This window comes from Pedobacter sp., assembly GCF_035317785.1.
Taxonomy (GTDB): domain Bacteria; phylum Bacteroidota; class Bacteroidia; order Sphingobacteriales; family Sphingobacteriaceae; genus Pedobacter.
Genome location: NZ_DATHGC010000230.1, coordinates 1 through 6,034, shown reverse-complemented (window position 1 = coordinate 6,034; position 6,034 = coordinate 1). Strand labels below are relative to the sequence as shown.

General features: G+C 46.0%; 6 protein-coding genes. All 6 read right to left on the bottom strand.

Annotated features, from left to right (window positions below; translation table 11 throughout):
- Positions 1–78: 78 nt before the first annotated feature.
- On the bottom strand, positions 79–1,431 hold the full coding sequence (locus tag VK541_RS13995) for an alkaline phosphatase family protein (RefSeq protein WP_324370947.1): 1,353 nt from the start codon (positions 1,429–1,431) through the stop codon (positions 79–81).
- An 18-nt stretch (positions 1,432–1,449) separates the two neighbouring features.
- Positions 1,450–2,658 (bottom strand): metabolite traffic protein EboE, encoded by a 1,209-nt coding sequence (gene eboE / locus VK541_RS13990; protein ID WP_324370946.1) that lies wholly within the window; start codon positions 2,656–2,658, stop codon positions 1,450–1,452.
- Position 2,659: 1 nt separating this feature from the next.
- Positions 2,660–3,835 carry a 3-dehydroquinate synthase gene (locus VK541_RS13985; RefSeq protein WP_324370945.1) on the bottom strand — a complete coding sequence of 392 codons (1,176 nt, stop codon included), beginning with the start codon at positions 3,833–3,835 and terminating at the stop codon, positions 2,660–2,662.
- Between the two features lie 16 nt (positions 3,836–3,851).
- Positions 3,852–4,772 carry a UbiA-like protein EboC gene (eboC, locus tag VK541_RS13980; protein WP_324370944.1) on the bottom strand — a complete coding sequence of 307 codons (921 nt, stop codon included), beginning with the start codon at positions 4,770–4,772 and terminating at the stop codon, positions 3,852–3,854.
- Positions 4,773–4,775: 3 nt separating this feature from the next.
- Complete coding sequence (locus VK541_RS13975; RefSeq protein WP_324370943.1) at positions 4,776–5,762, bottom strand: TatD family hydrolase; 987 nt, start codon at positions 5,760–5,762, stop codon at positions 4,776–4,778.
- Positions 5,763–5,787: 25 nt separating this feature from the next.
- Positions 5,788–6,034: EboA domain-containing protein (locus VK541_RS13970; protein ID WP_324370942.1), on the bottom strand; the 247-nt coding region annotated here is incomplete at its 5' end.

Sequence of the window (6,034 nt, the reverse complement as noted above, 5' to 3'; positions counted from 1 at the left end):
CCATACGTGGTCAGTGTGTCTTTCCAAAAATAGAAGAATACAGTTTAAATGTATAGTGTTCGAAGATTAAATTTCGGTTTAATTGTGCAGCGCTTTCCAGATCAGTTCATAAACATCCGTCGCTTTCTTGTCTTCGTCATTTAACAAGGGATCAGTGATCAGTACCGGGTGGAATTCCTTTGGCGCGTCTACACTGCCATGCGAACCGCCTATCAAAGTGGCATCCAGTGGAATGACATCCATTACGTAGCGGAAACCGGCTTTCTTGCAAAGGAGCTTGTAGGCCGCGCGGGGCTTGGAAGACATGAACATTTCTACAGGGTCATAACCCGGCTTTTTGTGGATGTCTACACAGCGCGCATAGTCCGGTGCCAGGGCATCGTCCAGCCAGAAGTAATAGGTGAACCAGTTTTTGGGTTCTGCCACCACTACAAAATCTCCAGCTCTTGCATGATCTATGCCATATTTTTTCTTGCCTTCCTGGTCAAGGATCAGTGCTATGCCAGCTGTTTTTTCCAAAATGCTTTTTACCTGCTCTTTTACTGAAGGATCATTGATATAGACGTGGGCCACCTGGTGATCGGCCACAACGAATGCTTTGGAAGCACCTGCGTCAAGAAGTTCCAGTCCCCGCTCTACACGGATCTGCAGCAGGTTGTTCTGTCTGAAAACACGGTTTAAATGTATTGGCTGGCTAACAGGAACGATGCCGTATTCAGAGAGTATAATGATATTGGCACTTTGTTTTTCGTAATGCTCGATAAGCCCTTTGACCACCTCATCTACCTCAGTCAGTTCTTTGCTGATCTTACTGAAGTCATGACCAAATTTTTGAAGACAGTAATCCAAATGCGGTAAATAGATGAGTGTGAGGGTAGGGTCATACAGCTCGTCGGTGATGACGGCTGCATCGGCAATCCACTTGGTAGACTTAATGTTCGCTCCAGGTCCCCAAAACTGGAACAGCGGAAACTGGCCCAGCTTATTCTGTAAGGTATCCCTGAGTTCCGCAGGTTCCGAATAGCAGTCCGGCATTTTTCTGCCATCGGCCAGATAGTTTGGGCGTGGAGTTACCGAGTAATCAGCGTTGGAATACATATTGTACCACCAGAACATATTGGAACAGGTAAAATTAGGGTCTTCTTTTTTGGCTTTGTCCCAGATCTTGTCTACCAGTACCAGTTTGTTGGACTGTTTCCAGAATTTAACTTCCGCATCGGTATGGTCGTACCAGCCATTGCCCACAATGCCATGTTCGGCAGGAGTTTTTCCTGTTAAATAGGTAGACTGCACCGCTGTAGTTACTGCAGGCAGCATAGGCGCTATGGTATGGAGCTTTTTTGCCTTAGCATATTTTTCCAGAAATGGGGTATGTGCTCCAATCAGGTTTGAGGACAAGCCAACAACATCTATTACTACAGTTTTCTTCATCTTAATCGGGATTTGTGGTTATGCTAACTGGCTGATGACCCAATCCAGTTCTTTGCTGATGGATTCGGTGATCGGCAATTTGATCTGCTGCGGCAGGACTTCCCAGGTATAGGTCTCTATTTCCAGGTGATGGGTAAAAGGATTGTTTTTTTGAAGTCTGAGTACTTCGGTGATGTCTTCCTGCGTGGTGGAAAGCAAGCCGATCTCTTTGATGGATATGGGTACGTGAAAATGGGCCCTCCATTCTTGTACAGTTTCATTTTCAAAGTCCGCCAATGCTTCAGGCAGATCAGTATACCTGAGCAGATCACGATCTGCTTTTCTGGCTACTACCTGGTGGAGATAAACGGGTTCGTTGAAGATGTCAAAAGCCTTTTTGATGGCTGCTTTTTCTTCTGCCGTTTTCTGAAGATTGGCTTTGAGTGCCGCGCTGATCTGGATCTTGCCAACTGCGATGTTCTTTTGTGCCAGTTCTTTCAGTACTGCTTCATGTGGTTCATAGCCTATGGCAAAGTGACAAACGTCGTAGCAAAGGTTAAGGTGCCTTCTGATCATCTTTTCAGCTGCTGCCTTATCCGCAGCAAATACTTTGGAGATCTCAGGGATGCCCAGGGTGAGCAGGTCAGCTTCAAACCAGTCGATGAACTCTCTGCCAGTTTCCATCATGCCGTCGGGTTCGGGCTCAACATCCAGGTGCAATACCTTGCCCGTTTTATTGTAAATGCTGATCAGTTCTTTGACCACTTCGATCATGTTCATTGTGCCGGTTCTTCTCGCTTCATTTAAGGCATTATCGGTTTTGAACCAATGCCTGTAACTTAACGGATTGGTAGAAACACCGCCGTCCATTCCTTCGGGAAGTAATTGTTCCAGAATACGAAACAGTCTGATGCTGTATTCCCTTCTGGCATCGGTGGTCCAGTCCGGTGTGTGTACATCCGCCTTGACCACAGTATGGTGAAACTCCCCGTAAGGGAAGCCGTTCATGGTAAATACATAAGTATCATTGTCCTTCAGCCATTGCTTAAATTCATCGAGCGTTGCCTGGTTTGCCAGTGCTAAACTGGCCTCATTGGATAGCCTGAGCCCGAGTCCCATGGGCTGATCCGGTGACACAGATTGCTTAATAGCCGGAAAATTCTTTTGCAGGGCCTTAAAATCTTCCGTCCAGTTTTTACCTGCGTGAATATTGGTGCAATAGGTTAAATGACCACTGTTGACTTTCATGTTAATGGGTTGTATTTAAGCTTTCCTTGTCTTTAATAAATTTAGCCACATAATCGCTGGCTGCAATAAGCAGCTGATGATCCATTTCGTGCACCTCCTGCCCGGTACCCAGATCAGTAAGCAAAGTGATGGTCAGTAACCCGCCAAGGTGTTCCTGGAATTCTGCAAGGCCTTTCAATATTGGTGATCCGGCATCTTTGATGTGGATGATGGGGTCTGAAATGTTAAATCGCAGATCGGTCAGTACATTTAATATTCGCAATGCTTTGTCTTCGCTCAGCATTCCGGTTAAGAAAGAATATACACTGTCCAGCGCAATACCCATGGCTACGGCTTCGCCATGCAGTACCTGGAAATCACTCAGCTGCTCCAGCTTATGTGCAGCCCAGTGACCAAAATCAAGCGGTCTGGCAGAGCCTGTTTCAAAAGGATCGTCGCCGGCAATGTGGTCCATATGCAGTTTTGCGCAGTGTCTGATCAGGTAATTCATGCTTTCAGCATCCCTCGCGGCGAGTTGAACAGCATGGTCTTCGAGCCAGCAGAAGAATTCGGCATCTTTGATCAGGGCTACTTTAATGGCTTCCGATATCCCTGAACGGTAATCCCTGTCGCTTAGCGTTGGTAAAAACTCATCATCATTGAATACGGCCACCGGAGGGGCAAATGTACCCAGGAAATTCTTTTTGCGTTTGTAATTGATGCCGTTTTTTACACCTATTCCTGAATCGTTCTGAGACAAAACAGTAGTAGGGATGCGGATGTGTTTGATGCCCCTGTGAGAAACTGCGGCCGCATAACCTACCAGGTCAAGGACTGCTCCGCCGCCGATAGCAGCTATATAAGAATGCCTGTCAATCTTGTGCAGGTCTACCGCTGCTACGATCTGATCGAAGAGTGCGGTGTCATTTTTAGAAGCTTCCCCACCCGGGACGATCAGGATCTCTTCTATGAGCTGAACCTCTGTCTGGCCGGCAAAAAAGGTTTTGATATTGGCGGTCAGTTCCGGATGCGCATCGGCAACGCCCTGGTCTACGACAAAATATATTTTTTTTAGCGCATCCGAAGAACGAGCTTTAAAGAAGCTGAATAAGGTAGTGTTGCCGGTATCGAATAGCGATGAGGTGAAATAAACGTTGTACTCAAATTTGACGCTAAACGATTGTTTTAAATGACTCATATTTTAGAGATATTACCTAAGTAACTGCAAAAGCTTTACTTAGTAAAAGTGATATTGGTAAAAGAATAACGATAAAAAGGCCGATTTGAAAGACGCCAAAGGCGCTTGCCCATGCCGCATTCATCAAAATGAGCGCAATGACCCCTGATTTAACGGCTTTTCCAATGTTTGGCCCGATTGGATTTTGCATGGCCCTGAACAAAGGAACAAGGATCATCATTGCAAATGCGGCAAGAAAAATCAGTGTAACCAGAAGCTGGCCGTTTTTGAAAGCAAAATAGCTGATGCAGGCAATAACGAAAAAATAGAGTGCTCCTGCAAACCAGAGCGTTTTTTTACCCCCTCCATGGACCTCACCCCTGCTGATCATCGTAATGGCAGCGATGTAAATGATGGGTACAATACCCAGATACCATAATTCCTGTACTTTGTCAAGCATAATACTCATTCCCAGCAATAGGTTTAACCCGCGGCAGAGCCCCATACTCAATGGTCCAAAAAGCGAGTGGTGTTTCAGGTATTTGTCATATATTAAACAGGAGACCATTATGGCTACTGCCAGGTATTGAGACTCCTTACTGTACATTCCTGCTGCAAAAATTCCAATAAAGAACCAGATACCACCAAAAATAGCAGCTGCCTTTTTTGATATGAGGCCGGCAGGTATCGGGCGTTCAGGCCTCTCTTTAGCGTCTAGTTCTGCGTCAAATACATCATTGAGTATGATGCCGCCACTGTAGAGCCCTATTGTAGAAATGCAAAGTAATAAAACAGGGAATTGTGACATACCTGCGGCACCTGCAACGGTGTGCCATCCTGGTATAATACTTTGTGGAAAAAAATAACCAGCTATAGCGATCCCCGCCAGGACATCGGCAACAGAAGTCACCACATTGGCGGGCCGCATCAGCCTGAGGTATCCTATTAATTTCTGCACTTTCTAAGAGATAATAATCGAGTTCTTGTCTATCCTTGGCTGCTGCCCGCCACGTAGAATAGAATTGCTTTCAAACTTCTGGCTCTGGTCGATGTTTTTGACCGAAAGGAAGTCTGCTTCGTTGATCTGCCCGCTTTGCCCGAACGCGGTAATGGCATTGCGGTAGGTAACCAGTTCAATGTCTTTTAAGCTGATCCCTGATTTTTTCATCAATGCAGCCGTTTTAGGTATTGCCAGCGGGTCACTAATGCCCCAGTCGGCAGCAGAATTGATCATGATCCTTTCAGATCCATATTGTTTTACAACCTCCACCATACGCTCATTGCCCATTTTGGTAAACGGATAAATGGTAAAGGCGGCCCAAAAGCCCCTGTCCAAAACTTCTTTTACTGTTTCTTCATTGTTGTGGTCTACAATGACCATATGCGGGGCAAGTCCCTGCTCGATGGAAATGTCCATGCTGCGCTGGGTTCCTTTTTTCTTATCCCGGTGAGGGGTATGGATCTGAACCGGAAGGCCCGCTTCTTTTGCCAGGTCCAGCTGCAGTCTGAAGTATTTTTCTTCTGCGGCGGTCTGGTCATCAAAACCAATTTCGCCGATGCCGACTACACCTTCTTTGAAAATAAAGTTGGGCAGAATCTCCATAACCTGCTCTGCCAGTTTTTCGTTATTGGCCTCACGTGAGTTTAAGCCTATGGTGCAATAGTGTTTGATGCCAAACTGAGAAGATCTGAACCTTTCCCAGCCGATCAGACTGCTGTAGTAGTCCGTAAAGCTATCTAAGCCTGTGCGCGGCTGACCCAGCCAAAAGGCGGGCTCTATCAGGGCAACTATACCCGCATCGGCCATGGCCTGATAGTCGTCGGTGGTACGTGAGGTCATGTGGACATGCGGGTCAAAGAACTTCATCCCGCTAATGTCATGCAGATCAAGGGAGGTTTGAATTTTTTCTCCTTCAATTCTTTCCTGGAAATTTTCATTACAGCACATAATTCAAGTTTTTATATATCTGGTGTTACAGTTCTATTAATTTGTAGATCTCCGGATGCACTGTCCGGTGCGCGGCCAGGCGTTCCTGTACATAATCCTTTAAGGTTTCAGAAAGCGCTTTGTTTTTTCTTTCTGTTATTCCGGTGATCCTGGTGACGTCTTTTTCCGTGAAAAATGCTTTCAGTACCAACTGGTTCCATGAATTTTCAGAAAGGTATTTGGCAGGATAGGGGTTGTGGTACATGATGGCTTCCAAAACAGTTCCGATATTG

What these genes read in the sequence shown, in the direction of transcription:
- VK541_RS13995 (WP_324370947.1), bottom strand. Translation starts at nt 1,431, where the DNA reads ATGAAGAAAACTGTAGTAATAGATGTTGTTGGCTTGTCCTCAAACCTG.
- eboE (WP_324370946.1), bottom strand. Translation starts at nt 2,658, where the DNA reads ATGAAAGTCAACAGTGGTCATTTAACCTATTGCACCAATATTCACGCA.
- VK541_RS13985 (WP_324370945.1), bottom strand. Translation starts at nt 3,835, where the DNA reads ATGAGTCATTTAAAACAATCGTTTAGCGTCAAATTTGAGTACAACGTT.
- VK541_RS13975 (WP_324370943.1), bottom strand. Translation starts at nt 5,762, where the DNA reads ATGTGCTGTAATGAAAATTTCCAGGAAAGAATTGAAGGAGAAAAAATT.